Here is a 15,645-nt window from a genome sequence, read left to right as displayed (position 1 = left end):
GCGTTACGCCCCCTTCGCCCAGACGAGTACTTCAATCGGCGTCGGATTGTAGGCGTTGCACGGATTGTTGAGCTGCGGGCAGTTCGAGATCAGTACGATGACGTTCATGTGCGCCGTCATCTCGACATACTTGCCGGGCGCCGACAGCCCGTCTTCGAACGTCAGACCGCCATCGGGCGTCACGGGAACGTTCATAAAGAAGTTGATGTTGTGGCCGATGTCGCGCTTCGAAAGTCCGTACTGCTCGTTCTCCGCGATCGCCAGCATGTAGCTGTCGCGGCAAGCATGCATCGATTTCTTTTCGAGCGCATAGCGGACCGTGTTGCTCTCGGTCGCGCACGCCCCGCCGAGTGTATCGTGGCGGCCGACGGTATCGGCCGTGATCGTCAGCATCGGCCGGCAGAGGTCCGACAGCAGAACCGTTCCCGCCGTCAGATAAATGTTGCCCTGCTCGCGGATCGTATCGGATGCCGAATAACGCTCGCCGGGATTATCGGCGTTGAAAAACAGCGTATCGGCGGCCTGGTTGCCTTCGAGATCGAGAATGCGAAACGTCTCGCCCGCGCGGACGACGTGCATCCAGTAATCGCCAGCCGGAACGACACGCCGATAGATCGCGTCGGCATCGCGGAATGTGCTTTCTTTGATCATCAGTGCGCCTCCTCGCAGCAGCCGGCGAGAAAGATCCGGTTGTTTTCGAAGCCGCGGCCATTCTCGGGACGCGAAAGGCGCGCTGGATCATCCTCAGAGGCGGGCGGCCCTTCAAAAATTTCAAATCCCACCGCTTTGCGCGGATAGCTGTTGGCAGGATTGAACGGATGCGGGCAGGTGTGGAACAGCACCAGCGTTTCCATCTCGAAACGCAGCTCGACCTGCGAACCGGCCTTCGCCGCAGCGGAATCGAGCGACATCGCACCACTATCCGCGACGACGACCTTGCTGAACCAGTTGACGTTCGCCGCGAGATCGCGCCGCGTCAGGCCGTATTTCGCACCTTCGACGAGGAAGCTATCGTGGCCATTCTGCTGCCAGTCGTTGCGCGCGGCCTGATAGCTCTTCTCGCCCCACTTGCGCGTGACGGTGGCTTTCGTCGCGTTGCCCGAGACCGTGTCGTGCCAGCCAAACGTGTCGCTGACGATCGAGCAAAAGATGCGCCCCATGTCGGAGTAGAGGCAATGACCCGTCGTCAGCTTGAACGTGTGCTGACATTTGAGCGTATCGGGCGCGTTGTAGCGCTCCAGAAGGTTTTGCGGATTGTAGAACAGCATGCCGATATTGGCGCCGCCTTCGACGTCCGTCAGCCGCAGTCGCATATTGCGCCGCATAAGCAACGACCAGTGCTTACCGCCCGGTAGCGTATCGGTATAGATCAGGTTTCCCATCGTCGACTCCCAACGCAAGAGCACTCCACTCTTTGCGTGCCGGTCCGGGCCGTCCCGGGTTGGTCATAGCCGCCAGGGTCGTCCCTGGCGGAGGCATGTCGTCTTACGAACGCGACTCCGAATGCCCGCCATCCGCCGGAATGGCGGGCGACCCCGCGATTTTCGGCGGCCAAATATCGATGTCCTTGGTGATGGTCGCGCCCTGGGGCAACACGACGCCGTTCATGCCCGGCGTGATGTCGGCCGACAGGCGCGCGCCATAGCGCTCGGCTTCTTCGGGACGATCACGCGTACGTTCGAAGGCGATGATGCGCGTCCCGAGCGCGAAGGCCTCGCGCAAATCGTGCGTGACCATCACGACGGTCAGTTCCGATTCATTCCAGATGCGGCGCATCAGAACGTGGATGTCGGCGCGAATGCCGGGGTCGAGCGCTCCGAACGGCTCGTCGAGCAGCAGGATCTTCGGCCGCCGCATCAGCGCCTGCGCGAGCGCCAAGCGTTGCTGCATGCCGCCCGATAACGCCGACGGATATTTCTTCTCGTTTCCCGAAAGCCCGACCGCCTTGAGCAACTCGCGAGCCTCTTCTTCGGCCTGCCTGCGCTTCGAACCGAACAGTCGGCCGAGGCCGCCGCTTTTCTCAAATTCTCGCCCGATGACGACATTGCCGAGCACTGTCAGGTGCGGGAACACCGAATAGCGCTGAAACACGACACCACGATCCGCATCAGGCTCGGGCTTCAGAGGTTGACCGGCGACCGTGATTTTTCCGCGCGTCGGCTTCTCTTCTCCGAGCAGCATGCGCAGAAAGGTGGTCTTGCCGCAGCCCGACGGACCGACGAGCGCCACGAAGGCACGCGGCGCAATTCTGAGATCGATCTGTTCCAGAACGACGTGATCGCCGTATTCCTTCCAGACCTTATCGAAGACAATTGCGCTCATTGAGCCCTCGCTTGAGCAAACCACGGGAAAGCCTTCCGTTGCAGGATGCGCAAACCAAGATCCATCAGGAAGGCGAGGAAGGTGATCCACGCGACATACGGCAGGATCACATCCATCGAGAGATAGCGGCGCACGAGGAAGATGCGATAACCAAGGCCGGCATCTGCCGCGATGGCTTCGGCCGCGATCAGGAACAACCACGCTGGTCCGATCTCGAAGCGCACGGAGTCGAGGAGACGCGGCAGTGTCTGCGGCAGGATCACACGCAGCGCGATCTGCATGCTCGATGCGCCGAGCGTCTGCGCTTTGATCAGCTGCTCGCGTGGAATGTCTTCGACGCGCAAAGCGATGTCGCGGATCAGCTTCAGCGACGTGCCGACGACAATAAGTGTAATCTTCGAAGCTTCGCCGAGGCCCATGATGATAAAAAGAATAGGTAACAAGGCGAGCGGCGGCACCATAGATAAGACGGCAATGACCGGCCCGAACGTTGCGCCTGCGACCGGCAGTAAGCCGAGCACGATGCCGAGAACCAGCGCTATGATCGTTGAGATCGCAAGCCCCGTAACGAGCCGCGTCAAACTCGCGGTCGTGTCTTCCCATAAAAGATAGTCGCCGGTGCGCGCGTCGGGCTTCAGTGCATAGTCGTCGATGGCCTGGCCCATTTTCGAGAAGCTCGGCAGGAGCTTGTCGTTCGGGTTTTCCGCCAGTCGGATGCCTGACCCGATCATGTAGGCCAGAATTAGAAGTGCGAATGGCAGGAGGGCAAGCGCAAGCCGCCACGTTCTGTCAGGACGATAGTTTATGGCGCGCATGCATCCGCCTTCCTGCGATTATTGTGGGATGAGACGTGTGCGAGCCTAGAGCTTGCCGTCTTCCGCTTCTTTCATAAACGACGCGTCGTAGCGGAACTTCACGTTCCCCTTGTCGCCGAAGACGGTCTTGTCGGGAAATTCGACGCCGATCGCGCCGGCCGACTTCGCGTCCTTGCCGAGCAGCGCCTTCTCGAACAGGAAGTTCGAGACGAGTTCCGTCGTCTTCTTGAGTTGCTCGCCCGTCGTGAAGGCCACGGCGTCCTTCGGAGCGGAGAAGAGCATCGTCGTCGCAAGCTGCTCATCGAAGCCCTTGAGATCGGTGCCAGAAGCTTTTGCCATCGCTTCCTTCGCCGTGGTTCCGTCCTTCATCGCTGCCAGCGTCTCGTACCAGATGCCGACGAGCGCCTTCGCGAATTTCGGATTGTCCTTCAGGACGTTTGTGTTCACGACCATCAGGTCGATGATCTCGCCGGGGATCTGCGAGCTGTCGAACACCTTGTGCGCGTCAGGCGATTCCAGGATCGTCGAGACGATCGGCTTCCAGGTCACGACCGCTGTCACGTCGGGCGTCTTGTAAGCTGCTGCCATATCGGCGTCGGACGTGTTGACGACCTTCAGATCCTTTTCGGCGAGCCCGACGGTCGGCAGTGCTCGGGCCAGCAGATAATGCGAAACCGAGAACTCGACGAGATTGACGTTCTGTCCCTTAATGTCGGCGAGCTTGTCCTTGTTCTTCAGGATGATCGCGTCGTTGCCGTTCGAGAAGTCACCCACGATCACGGCCGTCGTATCGACGCCGCCTGCTGCCGGAATAGAAAGAGCGTCCATGTTCGTAACGGTCACGGCATCGAAAGAGCCGGCCGTGTATTGGTTGATCGATTCAACGTAGTCGTTGAACTGCTTCACTTCGATGTTGATGCCGTACTTGTCGGCCCACTTCTTCACGATGCCGGAATCGGCCGCGTATCCCCACGGCATCCAGCCGACATAAATCGACCAGGCGACCTTGAAGTCTTTTTTCTCGGCGGCGTTGGCCGGCGATAGGGCAAACCCCATCACGGCCGCGGCGCCAATCACAGCTTTCAGAATTGTCGTGACGGAATAGCGCATTGCTGACCCCTGTCCTTGTGCTGGTCACTCAAATCAGACCGCAAGGGCGCCGGTTCAGGAAGCGGGCGGGGATCCTCGAATACGCGCGGAAAATGCGCACAGAGGGAGGCCTGTCCGTTCGAGAGCCGAAGCAACTCGCGGTGTAGGTCTCCCGGGCTTTTATCCCGCCGTGGCTCCGCCGCGCTGCTCGCGAGGCGGGAGAGCCTCTCTCGGACCTGACACTTGGAAAAGCCGGAACCCTAGAGGCGTTATGCATCGCTGCGCTGCACAAGCTGTGCCAGTTCATATTCGTCGAAAATACGTGATTTTATCGCGGTGTTTGCGCGGAGCTCTGCTAATCACTTGAGCACGGCGCCTAGTGCATGAGCATGCCGTCGGCGTTCGGCGATTATTTTGCAGCATCGCGGGGGCTGGCGGCGAGAAGGCTGCGCAGCATGGCAACGAGACGCGACGCCGGTCCGGCGCCGCCGCACTGCAGGCTGATGCGAGCCCCTTCGAACAGCAGGAAGACTTCGTCTGCGAGCCTTTCCGGCTCCCGATAGCGTGCAGCGCGGAAGACTTCGACGAGCCGGTCATGCTTCCGCCGCTTGTAGGCTTCGATCACCCCGCGTGCCGGATGTCCGGGATCGAGCTCCACTGCGGCGTTCGCGAGCGCACACCCACGCTCACTCTTATTGGATAGAACATCTTCGACATGATCGATCCAAGCGGTGAGCTTTTGTTCGGGCGTACCAAGGCCTTCGCCCAGCAGGCGGTCCAGGATTTCGACATTTTCTCCCGCCAGCTGCTCGACGTAAGCGACGATGAGGTCGTCCTTCGAACGAAAGTGCCGGTAAAGCGTCATTTTGTTCGTAAGGGCGGTCTCGGCGATGGCTTCGACGCCGACGATGTGCACGCCGAACCGATAGAAAAGCTCACGTGCCGCAAGCAAAATTCGCTCGCGCGGCGGCTTCCCGGCCAGGATCGCGCTGATTTCAGAGCGCAACTCGCTGAAATTGCGCACGTCCTTGTCCAGGGTGGTTCCCATCGCCCTCTTGACGAAAAAGTTAGCCGTCGTTAGCTCTGTTACCGATCGGTAACTGCGTCGGGGACTCGCTATCATGACTCCCTGGACCTGTCATTCGGTTGTTCAGCGCTTGCGCTCCATAGGGTGGGGTCCGAGTAAATTATATCGGCGAGCCCGCCCGTGTGCGTGACGCCGTAGAATCTGACGTTCAATGCCACGAGTTAACCGAAGCGCTCGGCTGATGCATTGACGCAAAATTTCGTGATGGAGAAAGACAGCGTGTTCCAAAGATCCGCTCCCATCGTCGCGGCTCTGCTCTTTCTTTCCGCAGCCATGTCGGGGTGCAGCGAGGAGAAGTCCGTCGCTCAGACGGCGCCTCCGCCGCCGCCGCAGGTCACCGTCGCCAAGCCGGTCAAAAAGGTCGTGACCGACTATGACGAATACGTCGGCCGCTTCGTCGCGCTCGATTATGTCGAGGTGCGCGCTCGTGTCTCCGGTTATCTCGACAAGATCCATTTCACCGACGGCCAGATGGTCAAAGTCGGCGATCCGCTCTTCACGATTGACCGTCGGCCCTTCCAGGCGGCGCTCGATCAGGCCCAAGCGTCCATCGCGCAAGGAAAAGCCAACTTGGCGTTCGCCGAGGCCGATCTCGAACGCGGCAAAAATCTGCCCGTCGGGACCGTCATCACGCAGCAGACGCTCGATCAGCGGGTGCAGGCCGAACGCGTCGCGCAGGCCAATGTGACGGCGGCGGAAGCCTCGACACGTCAAGCGTCGCTGGATCTTGAGTTCACCGAGCTGACTGCGCCGATCTCCGGCCGCATCGGCGATCGTCGTGTTTCCATCGGCAACCTCGTCACCGGCGGTACGAGCGGCAACACGACCTTGCTCGCGACCATCGTCTCCGTCGATCCGATCCGTTTCGAATTCACGATGGATGAGGCGTCTTACCTCCGCTATCTCGATGCAGCCTCGGTCAAGCGCGCCGACAGCGTCGATCGCGGCTTGAGCCTCGATGCTGACTTGAAGCTGATCAACGACAAGGATTTCGTGCATCACGGCCACATCGACTTCGTCGACAACGCCATCAACCCGTCGTCCGGCACGATCCGCGGCCGCGCCGTCTTCAAGAATGCCGATGGCCGCCTGACGCCAGGCATGTTCGGTCGCATCCGCATCGCTTCCCATCCGCCCGAAGAGGCGCTCCTCGTTCCCGACGATGCCATCGGCACCGAGCAGGTTCGCAAGTTTGTGTTGGCCGTCGACAAGGACAACGTCGCGAAGCCCAAATACGTGACCCTCGGTCCGGTGATTGATGGCTTGCGTGTCATTACGGCCGGACTGACCGCCGACGACACGATCATCGTCAACGGATTGATGCGCGTGCGGCCCGGTTCGAAGGTGACGCCCCAACAGGCGACGGCAGACGCTTCGAACCCGAAGGACCAAATGGTCCGGACCAACTAGAGAACGGACCGTTCCATGCGTCTTTCGCACTTCTTCATCGATCGGCCCATCTTTGCGGCCGTCGTTTCGATCGTTTTTGTGATCATCGGCGCGGTGTCCGTCAGCCGTTTGCCGATCGCACAGTATCCGGAAATTGCACCGCCCGTCGTCAACGTGACGGGGCAATATCCGGGTGCCAGCGCGAGTATCGTCGCGGCGACGGTCGCAACGCCGCTCGAGCAGCAGATCAACGGTGTCGAGCACATGCTGTACATTTCGTCGAACTCGACGAATGACGGCCGCTTCTCGATTTCGATCACGTTTGATATCGGCACCAACCTCGACATCGCGCAGGTTCAGGTCCAGAACCGCGTGCAGATCGCGCTTCCCCGACTGCCGGCCGACGTGCGAAACATTGGTGTGACGGTCGCGAAAGCGTCGCCCGATCTCATGATGGTCGTGCATTTGTTGTCGCCCGACAACTCCCGCGATACGCTCTTCATCTCGAACTACGCCAACGTCAACGTCATCGACCAGTTGAGCCGTATTCAAGGTGTGGGTTCAGTCACGGTCTTTGGCGGCCGCGATTATTCGATGCGCGTCTGGCTCGATCCCGACAGGCTGCAGTCGCTAAGCTTGACCGCCGACGACGTCGTCACGGCGCTTCGCGGACAGAACGTTCAGGTCGCGGCGGGCGTTCTCAATCAGCCACCTTTGCCAAATCCTGGCGCCTTTCAGATTACGGTGCAGACGTTAGGCCGATTGGTGGATCCGAAAGAGTTCGGAAACATTGTTGTCAAGCAGACATCGAATTCGGTTGTCCGCGTGAAGGATGTCGCGCGGGTCGAGCTTGCGGGTCTCGATTACGGCATCAATTCCTATCTCGATAAGCAGGCCGCTGTCGGTCTTGGCATCTTCCAGCTGCCCGGCTCGAACGCCATCGAGACGGCGAAGAAGATCAAAGACGAGATGGAGGAAATTTCAAAGAATTTCCCGCCGGGCCTCAAGTATACGATCGTCTATAACCCGACCGACTTTATTCAGCAGTCGGTCGATGCCGTCGTTCATACGATCCTCGAAGCCATCGTGCTCGTCGTGATCGTGGTCGTGCTGTTCCTGCAGACGTGGCGCGCGGCGATCATACCGATCGTGGCGATCCCCGTATCCCTTGTCGGCACGTTCTTCCTCATGGCGCTGTTTGGCTTCTCGCTGAACAACCTGTCGCTGTTCGGTCTCGTGCTCGCCATTGGTATCGTCGTCGACGACGCGATCGTCGTCGTCGAGAACGTCGAACGCAACATGTCGAACGGGCTCAGTCCACGCGAAGCCGCATATCGGACGATGGAAGAAGTCGGCACCGCGTTGATCGCCATCGCCCTGGTGCTGAGCGCTGTCTTCGTGCCGTCGGCGTTCATCACAGGCATCTCTGGCCAGTTCTATCGGCAGTTCGCTCTGACGATCGCGGGCGCGACCGTCATCTCGTTGATCGTGTCGTTGACACTGTCGCCCGCGCTTTGCGCTCTCCTGTTGAAGCCGCACGCCGAGCACGAACGCCACAGCATCATCACGTGGCCGATCCGAGCGTTCTTCAATGCGTTCAACTGGAGCTTCGAGAGGCTCTCGCACGGGTACGGCTGGCTCGCTAGCCGCGCCGTTCGCTTCGCAGTGATCATGCTCGTCATCTATGCGGGTCTTATCGCGTTTGGCCTGAACGAGTTCCGCAAGACGCCGGTCGGCTTCATTCCCGATCAGGACGGTGGCTACCTGATTACCGTTGTCCAGCTTCCTCCGGCCGCATCGCTCGAGCGTACCGACGCGGTGAACCGGCGGATCGTCGACATGGCGCTGAAGATTCCCGGCGTCGCCCATTGCGTCAGCCTCGTCGGCTTTTCCGGTGCGACACGCGTCAACGCGTCGAACACCGGTGCCGTCTTCGTGGTGCTGAAAGACTTCGCCGAGCGCGCCAAAGATCCCAAAATGTCGGCGGCGAATATCCGCACCGAACTGCTGAAAAAGTTCTCGGCGATTCAGGAAGGTCTCGTTCTGGTCGTTGCGCCGCCACCTGTTCGCGGTCTCGGCAACGCTGGCGGCTTCCGTATGATGGTCGAAGACCGCAGCGGCGCGGGCTCGCAGGCATTGCAGCAGGCCGTCAATGCGATGATGGCCAAAGCAGCCCAGACGCAAGGCGTCCGGCAGGTCTTCTCGCTGTTTGAGACGGCAACGCCGCAGCTCTTTCTCAACATCGACCGCGTCAAGGCTGAGATGCTCGGCATCAATATTCCGGACGTCTTCTCGGCGTTGCAAACCTATCTGGGATCGCTCTACGTCAACGACTTCAACATCCTGGGACGCACGTTCCGTGTCACTGCGCAGGCTGATGGCGCCTTCCGCCTGACCCCGCAGGATGCGCTAAATATCCGTGTCCGAAACAACAACGGCGATACGGTTCCGCTTGGGTCGTTCGTGACTGTGAGTGACATTTCCGGTCCGTCGCGTGTTCCGCGCTACAACCTCTATCCGGCTGCCGAACTCGATGGTTCGGCGGCGCCCGGCTATTCGCAGGGCCAGGCGATCAGCATCATGGAGAAGATGGCTGATGAAACACTGCCGCCCGGCTTTAGCTACGAATGGACCGATCTCGCCTTCCAGCAGATCCGCGCCGGCAATACGGCGGTGTTCGCTTTCGCGCTCGGCGTCGCGTTCGTGTTCCTTGTGCTGGCCGCGCAGTTTGAAAGCCTGACGCTGCCGCTTGCGGTCATCTTGATCGTGCCGATGAGCTTGATCGCGTCGATCTCCGGCGTCGTCATCCGCGGTATGGACAACAACATCCTCACCCAGGTCGGCTTCATCGTGCTCATAGGTTTGGCGGCAAAGAACGCGATTCTAATCGTAGAGTTTGCTGAGCAACTTGAAGGTCAGGGCCGAAACCGCTTTGAGGCGGCAACGGAAGCCGCACGACTCAGAATGCGGCCGATCATCATGACGTCGCTAGCCTTCATTCTCGGCGTCGTTCCGCTGGTCTGGGCAGTCGGTGCCGGCGCCGAGCTTCGTCAGGCTCTCGGCACGGCGGTGTTTTCGGGCATGATCGGCGTGACGTTCTTCGGCTTGATCTTCACGCCGGTGTTTTACGTCGTCTGTCGTTGGCTCTCTAGTTTGCGCCGCAGCCGGCCGGAGCAGAGCGAATCGCCCGCGCATCCGGCGGAATAAAAATCTCGGCCGGTTCCTCACCGGTGCAAGCCTCGCACATGACGCCGGAGTCAAACTCGACTCCGGCGTTTTTATGCGGCTGAGAGGACCGGGCAGCGACGATGAATAGAAGAGAGCGGCGGCGCGCAGATGCAGTTTCGCGAGCGGCACCGCAGTCCGGTCAAAATGCCGACGTCGCCCGGCATTATCACGACGCAGTGCAATCCTTGAAAGCGGGCCGTCTCGACGAATCGGAGATCGCTCATCGTCGTGTGCTCTCGCTCGTTCCTGAGCATCCGCCGAGCCTCCACCATCTCGGCCTGATCGCCTTCCGGCGCCGCGATCTGGAAGGCGCGGTCGATTTCATTCGCCAAAGCGTCACCGCCAAGCCCGACTATCACGAGGCGTGGCTCAACCTGGCAATCATCCTTGGCGAGCTGAGCCGTTCGAAAGAAGCCATAGAGGCTTGCCGCGAGTGCCTGGCTCTGCAGCCGGGGAACGCGAATGGTCACGCTATTCTCGGCAATCTCTTGCGCGTTGCCAACAACGACGCCGAGGCCATGACGGCCTACCTCAACGCTCTCAACTTAAAACCGAACCAGCCGCTCGTCCTCGCGCGCCTCGGTGAACTTCTCTTCAAATCGAACGACATCGAATCCGCGGCGGCCTATTGCAACCGAGCGTTGGCGCTGGACCCGGAACTCAATGAGGCGAAAACTCTCAATCTGCGTCTCTCGACGATGCTCGGCTTGACTGGGACACGCATCGCCGAAATCGAGGCCCAATCAGATTCTAACGAGGAGCGCGCCAGGAAGTTCGACCACTTGGCCACGTACCTGCGCGAAAATCGGCGCTTTGAGGAGGCGGCTGATCTCGGCCGTCGTGCAATCGTCGCCAACCCCGGTGTTGCCGATTATCATTTCAATCTGGCGCTGTCGTACGAAGGACTGGGATACCGCCAAGATGCCTTGGCGAGTTATCAAGCGGGTCTCGCGATCGACCCCAATCGGGCAGAGGGGTATGCTTGTGTCGGCATGCTTCTCAGCGGCATGAACATGCACGCTGGCGCCGTTCAGGCACTGGAGCACGCGATAAAACTCAATCCGATGCTCGCGTATGCATACTACAACCTCGCTATCGTCCAGAAGCAGCGCGAAAATTACGACGAGGCGCGCGCAGCCTTCCAGAAATGCCTTGAATGCGCGCCCGACGAGATCGTCAATCGCTTCGAATACATCAATCTGCGGCGATTGATGTGCGATTGGGATGGCGTGGATGAAGAAGAGCGCGTCTGCCTCGAAATCTTCCGGACGAGAAACGTAAGCATTGCGCCATTCCAGCTGATTGCATTGCGCGCAAAGCCGAGCGATCAACTCAAGGCAGCACAGAGCTACACCAGAACATTCGACGTTCCGCCGTCTTCGCGGTTTACCTCTTATCGCAGCCGCCTCGGGGCCGGGGAGCGCATCCGCGTCGGATTTGTCTCCTGCGATTTCTTCGAGCACGCAACCGCGATGCTTTTCGCCGAGGTGCTAGAGCGGATCGATCGCAGCCGCTTCGAGATCTTTGGCTATTGCCACAGTCCCGAAGACAACAGTGCCACACGCCAGCGCTTGTTGCGGTCGTTCGAGCATTTGAAGAAAATCGGGACGATGCGCAATCGTGACGTGGCGCAGTCGATCCATGATGACGCCATCGACATCCTTGTCGATCTCAAAGGATATACGCGAGATGCGCGCAGCGAGATTTTTGCCTATCGCGCGGCTCCGATCCAGGTGAACTATCTGGGCTATCCAGGCACAATGGGCGCCGAGTTCATCGACTACCTCATCGCCGACGCGATGGTCGCGCCGATGGATGCTCAGGAATTCTACACGGAACAGATCGTCCATCTGCCGCACAGTTATCAGCCGAATGATCGACAGCGCCTAATCTCCGACGCGCCGATGTCGCGCGCCGACTTCGGATTGCCGGACGACGCGTTCGTGTTCTGCTCCTTTAACAACAGCTACAAACTCAACGCGACGATGTTCGACGTCTGGATGCCGTTGCTGCAAAAGGTGCCGGGATCGGTGCTATGGCTGCTCGTGCCGAATACGACGTGCGCAGAGAATTTGCGCCGCGAGGCCGAGGCGAGGGGCGTCGATCCAACCCGGCTCGTTTTTGCCAAGCGCATGCCAATCGCCGAGCATCTCGCACGCCATCGCTTTGCCGATCTTTTCCTTGATGCGCTGCCCTGTAACGCCCATACGACGACGACAGACGCACTGTGGGCCGGTTTGCCGGTCCTGACGTGTCTCGGCGACACGTTTGCCGGCCGCGTCGCCGCCAGTCTGCTGTCAGCAATAGAGTTGCCCGAGCTGATTACGACCAATCTTGCCGATTACAGCGACTTGGCGCTGGAATTGGCTCAGAACAAAACGAAGCTTGGCGCGATCCGACAGAAGCTCGCGGCGAATAGAGAAAGCGCACCGCTTTTCGACCCAGCACGATACACGCGCAATCTCGAAAGATCGTTTGAGATGATGCTCGACATCAAGCGCGCGGGTGACGCGCCACGTCCTTTCACCGTGATCGAGAATGAGGTGGCGCAGATAGCGCCATCTCCGATCAAGATTCCAGCGGAATAGAGCTAAGCTGAAGCAGCGCGTCTATTCGCACAGTGTCAGATGCCGCCTGCGTTCCTTCATGTCGAGGTGAAGGTGATCGCGGTGAGCTTCGTTCGTGTCAGGCCCGAGCACGGTATCGAAAATATCGCAGGCGCCATCGTGCGCTTGGTGCAGGAAGGCCGACACGGCCTGCTTTTCCTGCTCCGCCTTTAGCTCTTCCGGAGATTTCGCCTTCGCTTTCGGGTCGACTTTGGATTTCGCGTCGCTCTTGTCTTTTTCATCGCTCTTCTTGGCGATGTCGTGCGCGCCGAGCTTGGAAGCGGCAACCTGGAACTTGGCTTTCTCGGCGGGCGCTGCGGCATCGCTCGCCTTTTGCGCCCGTTTTAATTCTTCCTCCGTCGGACCCCAGTCTTTCGAAATGCGGATGACCTTGCCGTCCGCTAGAACGAAGGCCGAGACGTCGATGGCATTCATCAGCGCGTGCTCGCTGATCGGCGCACGCGCAAGCCCGTAGCGGTTGCGGCACGAGTAAGACCCCGCAATGACGCGCACGATCGATGAACCGAAGGTTTTTTTCGCGGCGGGCTCGAGCTTGTCGGTGACCCACGAGTTGAGCCCTGCGATCATCTGGCAGTTGAGCGTTGCTGCGGGCTCAATTCTGACCTTGCTCTCGCCGACCGCCTTCAGAAGATACGGAGCCGGCGCGCCGCAAATACCTTCGCGGACCGGCGGCAATTCTTCGCTGACGACGGTTATTTTGCCGAGCAGCCGCGTACAATCCTGCCTCGCCGATGCGATCTCGGCCTCGGTCCAATCGGGCGCGCTCTGTTTGCCTGGCGGGACCGGTTTCGCCGAAGCCTCGCTCTGGGCGGGTAGCGTCGGAACTGTCTGGCCCGCATTCGATGACGCCGGCAAATTCGGTCCGGCCGCATCCGCCGCTTTGTCCGTCGGCGCCGCGTCGGCCTTTTTGTCGGCAGGTGGGCTGTCGGCTTGAAGCGTTGGCGCCTTCGGTGATGAGGGAATAATCGGCGGAACATCGACTCGCGCATGCAACTCAAGTGCGGGCGGCGAACTCAGCCGTCCGGCGCGAACGATGGAGAAGCTGTTGGGTTCAAAGAAGGGCAGCAGCAGCAGGCCGAAGAAGACGATGCGCGTGAGCAGAACAGATGAGCGAACCGCAAGTTCATCTGCCTTGACGGCAGCCTTGGAACGGAACGCCAAGGCCAGAGCTAACAATTCCTGTTGCCTGCTCAAGACGGATCCTATTCGCTGAAGCTCCCGAGGGGTCCGATGCGCTTTGAATGCTTAAGTTCGATAGCCCCAAAATTTGACGACAGATGGCCTCAGCCGCGCGCAAAGGCAAAATCTCAGCCCCTTTGAACGAGAGGGCCTTTCGAAACGCTAATAAAGGCGTGAAGTTCCGCCGACGCCGATTATGACCGGGATTTCTTCAAATTCGGTCAACGTGGGCGAGCTGACGCTTTTTGAAATCTCGTGGCGTCATTCCAACCAGGGCTTTAAAGAGCCGTCCGAAATGCGAGACGTCGCCGAACCCCCACGAATAGGCGATGTCGCTGATCTGGCGATGCGCTTGCGCCGGGTCAGCAAGCGCAGCCTGGCACTTTTCGATCCTTTTGCTGAATAATAGGCGTTGAAGGGATGTTTGCTCGGCATCAAGCAATTGATTGGCGTAGCGGACCGAAATGCCGGCAGCGTTGGCCAGGTCTTCGCATGTTGCACTGCAATTCGATAGGTTGTCATCGACGACGGATTTGAGCCGAAGGAGGGAGGCGAGACGTGCCGATGAATGAACGAAATCGTCACCTTCGGAATCCTTCAGCGCGAGTGCGACGAGATCAAGCAGCTGCAGCTTGACCTGCGATTGCGAGGACGCGCTCAGATAGGAAAGCTGGTCGGGCAGCAATTGGGCAAACGTCGAAGCCAGTGCGCCGCCGCCGTGCCGTCCATCGACCCGCCGCGCGGTCCATCGCGCCAGCGGACCGAGTCGCACTTCGCAATCGCGACGCGAGACTTCAATCACGAGGCAGTAAGCATCAGCGGATTGAACGAACGTGCCGAGACGCCCAGCATCGACAATGCAGAGATCGCCATTCTTGAGCTCGGCCTCGCGGCCGTCTTGTGTAATTCGGACACTGCCGCCGAGCTGCACTGCAATGTGCACGACATCGGCAAGCTGGGCCGCCTGGCGCTTGGTGCGCCACGCCGTCATTCCATTGCAGCGAAAAATCGAAATTGCCATGCCGGGCAGCCGCAGATGCCGCAGGTCGCCTTCGAAACGTGTTGGATGGTCTGGCCGCGTCTCGAAAGGCCCAAGTACCTTGCGGCTAGTCTCGAACCAGTATTCGAACCGATCGCGCGGATGAACATCTGATGTGGAAATGGACCATTCTGTCAGCTCGTCCCCGGCTGACTGAGTGGAATCCTCAAGAATGCGCAACATTTTTTTATCCCTGCCCGCTCACAGATGATACGGGCCGAGGGAGGAACGTCAAACGCAAAGAGAGAGGAACCGCCGATAATTCTACGGATGGAACTATCGGCGGCGTCGGCAGTTATGATGGGTTATTCTTTATGCAGACGCTGCCGTTTCGTCGTGTGCGGACAGGATCGACTTTAGAGTCGAGACAAATTGGCTCGCCTCTGCAGCAGGGACGCCGGCCAGCAATTTCTTTTCGACGCGCGAGTAGAGGCGGTCAGCGCCCGCAATCGCTTTTGCGCCGCGCTTGGAAAGGCGGACGCAGTAGGCGCGACCGTCGAGCGGCGAGCGTTTGCGCTCAAGTAGGCCCTTGCGGATAAGACGGCTTACGATTCCTGCGACCGTAGAACGGTCGATGCCCGTAATCGTGACGAGATCGGTCTGGCTCAGGTTTTCCTGACGGGAGATCGCCGTAAGGATGGCAAGCTGGCGAAGGGTCAGGTCGTTGTCGGCCGTTTCCGTAGAATAAAGCTGCGTTGCGCACTGATCGACGCGCCGAAGAAGATGAATAACCGAGCGCTGAAGATGGGCTGCAGGCTGCTGGCTCATTGTCGAAGTGTCCCTCCATAAGAAAGCGTGCGATTGATCAGCACGCAAATGCTCAGTGGAGAAAACAGTAGTCGGCCTCGGTTTTCTCTACTCATCAGGGCT

12 protein-coding genes and 1 riboswitch are annotated in these 15,645 nt (G+C 59.6%); of the genes, 3 read left to right on the top strand and 9 right to left on the bottom strand.

From position 1 onward, the window contains the following. Positions 1 to 3: 3 nt before the first annotated feature. The 6 genes from ACLB1Z_RS12110 to ACLB1Z_RS12085 form a co-directional block, all read right to left on the bottom strand. Positions 4 to 651 (bottom strand): urea amidolyase associated protein UAAP2, encoded by a 648-nt coding sequence (locus ACLB1Z_RS12110; RefSeq protein ID WP_409560084.1) that lies wholly within the window; start codon positions 649 to 651, stop codon positions 4 to 6. Next, entirely contained in the window at positions 651 to 1,382 is a 732-nt protein-coding gene (locus ACLB1Z_RS12105; RefSeq protein ID WP_409560083.1) for an urea amidolyase associated protein UAAP1, read from the bottom strand. The genes ACLB1Z_RS12110 and ACLB1Z_RS12105 overlap by 1 nt, the downstream gene beginning before the upstream one ends. A gap of 103 nt (positions 1,383 to 1,485) precedes the next feature. Beyond that, positions 1,486 to 2,322 (bottom strand): ABC transporter ATP-binding protein, encoded by an 837-nt coding sequence (locus tag ACLB1Z_RS12100; protein ID WP_409560082.1) that lies wholly within the window; start codon positions 2,320 to 2,322, stop codon positions 1,486 to 1,488. Next, positions 2,319 to 3,137 carry an ABC transporter permease gene (locus tag ACLB1Z_RS12095; RefSeq protein ID WP_409560081.1) on the bottom strand — a complete coding sequence of 273 codons (819 nt, stop codon included), beginning with the start codon at positions 3,135 to 3,137 and terminating at the stop codon, positions 2,319 to 2,321. Before ACLB1Z_RS12095 ends, ACLB1Z_RS12100 begins: the two co-directional genes overlap by 4 nt. 45 nt (positions 3,138 to 3,182) lie before the next feature. Further along, positions 3,183 to 4,193, bottom strand: a complete 1,011-nt coding sequence (locus ACLB1Z_RS12090) for a putative urea ABC transporter substrate-binding protein (RefSeq protein WP_409563271.1) — start codon at positions 4,191 to 4,193, stop codon at positions 3,183 to 3,185. A gap of 200 nt (positions 4,194 to 4,393) precedes the next feature. Continuing rightward, a riboswitch (guanidine-I (ykkC/yxkD leader) is annotated at positions 4,394 to 4,501 on the bottom strand. A 134-nt stretch (positions 4,502 to 4,635) separates the two neighbouring features. Further along, a complete protein-coding gene (locus tag ACLB1Z_RS12085; protein ID WP_409560080.1) occupies positions 4,636 to 5,274 on the bottom strand; it encodes a TetR/AcrR family transcriptional regulator in 639 nt (212 codons plus the stop codon). A 258-nt stretch (positions 5,275 to 5,532) separates the two neighbouring features. Here ACLB1Z_RS12085 and ACLB1Z_RS12080 point away from each other — a divergent pair, with 258 nt between their 5' ends. The 3 genes from ACLB1Z_RS12080 (at position 5,533) to ACLB1Z_RS12070 (ending at position 12,518) form a co-directional block, all read left to right on the top strand. Beyond that, positions 5,533 to 6,723, top strand: coding sequence for an efflux RND transporter periplasmic adaptor subunit (locus ACLB1Z_RS12080; protein ID WP_409560079.1), 1,191 nt, complete (start codon positions 5,533 to 5,535; stop codon positions 6,721 to 6,723). Positions 6,724 to 6,738: 15 nt separating this feature from the next. Continuing rightward, the gene (locus ACLB1Z_RS12075) at positions 6,739 to 9,909 is read left to right on the top strand and encodes an efflux RND transporter permease subunit (RefSeq protein ID WP_409560078.1); all 3,171 of its coding nucleotides are present in this window, start codon (positions 6,739 to 6,741) and stop codon (positions 9,907 to 9,909) included. 101 nt (positions 9,910 to 10,010) lie between these two features. Next, the gene (locus ACLB1Z_RS12070) at positions 10,011 to 12,518 is read left to right on the top strand and encodes a tetratricopeptide repeat protein (protein WP_409560077.1); all 2,508 of its coding nucleotides are present in this window, start codon (positions 10,011 to 10,013) and stop codon (positions 12,516 to 12,518) included. Positions 12,519 to 12,539: 21 nt separating this feature from the next. Here ACLB1Z_RS12070 and ACLB1Z_RS12065 read toward each other — a convergent pair whose 3' ends face one another. The 3 genes from ACLB1Z_RS12065 to ACLB1Z_RS12055 all read right to left on the bottom strand — a co-directional run bounded on the left by ACLB1Z_RS12065 (position 12,540) and on the right by ACLB1Z_RS12055 (position 15,543). Then, on the bottom strand, positions 12,540 to 13,751 hold the full coding sequence (locus ACLB1Z_RS12065; RefSeq protein ID WP_409560076.1) for an extensin family protein: 1,212 nt from the start codon (positions 13,749 to 13,751) through the stop codon (positions 12,540 to 12,542). A 196-nt stretch (positions 13,752 to 13,947) separates the two neighbouring features. Continuing rightward, positions 13,948 to 14,958 (bottom strand): helix-turn-helix domain-containing protein, encoded by a 1,011-nt coding sequence (locus tag ACLB1Z_RS12060; RefSeq protein ID WP_409560075.1) that lies wholly within the window; start codon positions 14,956 to 14,958, stop codon positions 13,948 to 13,950. A gap of 129 nt (positions 14,959 to 15,087) precedes the next feature. Next, positions 15,088 to 15,543 (bottom strand): MarR family winged helix-turn-helix transcriptional regulator, encoded by a 456-nt coding sequence (locus tag ACLB1Z_RS12055; protein ID WP_013947952.1) that lies wholly within the window; start codon positions 15,541 to 15,543, stop codon positions 15,088 to 15,090. Positions 15,544 to 15,645: the final 102 nt, after the last annotated feature.

Source organism: Hyphomicrobium sp. MC8b (assembly GCF_905067615.1).
Classification (GTDB): domain Bacteria; phylum Pseudomonadota; class Alphaproteobacteria; order Rhizobiales; family Hyphomicrobiaceae; genus Hyphomicrobium_B.
The sequence above is the reverse complement of the archived record's forward strand: the minus strand, read 5'-3'. Positions and strand labels throughout refer to the sequence as shown.